The following is a 404-nucleotide window of genomic DNA, read 5'->3' as shown; positions in this document are numbered from 1 at the left end:
AGTCTGTGCTTGCATGAAAGTGTAAGAAGTTCATAAGAGAACTGCATAGGTAGTAGCGAACTTATGTGAACGACAACTTCAAAAATGATAAAAGTTAAGACTTACGGTTCTTACATATGTTATTTAAAAATAAACATAAAAACCTTCAAAATACTTGTTTTAAATAATTATATTTGTTAAAGTTATAATCAGAAAAAACAAGTAAAGTGAGGTAGTAGTGGAAAAAGCTTATAAGTTTAGAATGTATCCAAATAAAAAACAGCAAGAGTTAATTAACAAAACTTTCGGATGTTGTAGATTTGTATATAATAAATATCTTGCTAAAAAAATAGAAGTTTATGAAAACGATAAAGAAACTTTTACTTATAAACAGTGCAGTTCTGATTTGACCAATTTAAAAAAAG

1 protein-coding gene is annotated in these 404 nt (G+C 26.0%); it reads left to right on the top strand.

Annotation, left to right across the window (positions count from 1 at the left end):
* Window positions 1-217: 217 nt before the first annotated feature.
* Window positions 218-404: helix-turn-helix domain-containing protein (locus tag KGF50_RS21910; protein WP_227849999.1), on the top strand; the 187-nt coding region annotated here is incomplete at its 3' end.

Source organism: Clostridioides sp. ZZV15-6598, assembly GCF_020657705.1.
GTDB lineage: Bacteria > Bacillota > Clostridia > Peptostreptococcales > Peptostreptococcaceae > Clostridioides > Clostridioides difficile_F.
The sequence above is the reverse complement of the archived record's forward strand: the minus strand, read 5'-3'. Positions and strand labels throughout refer to the sequence as shown.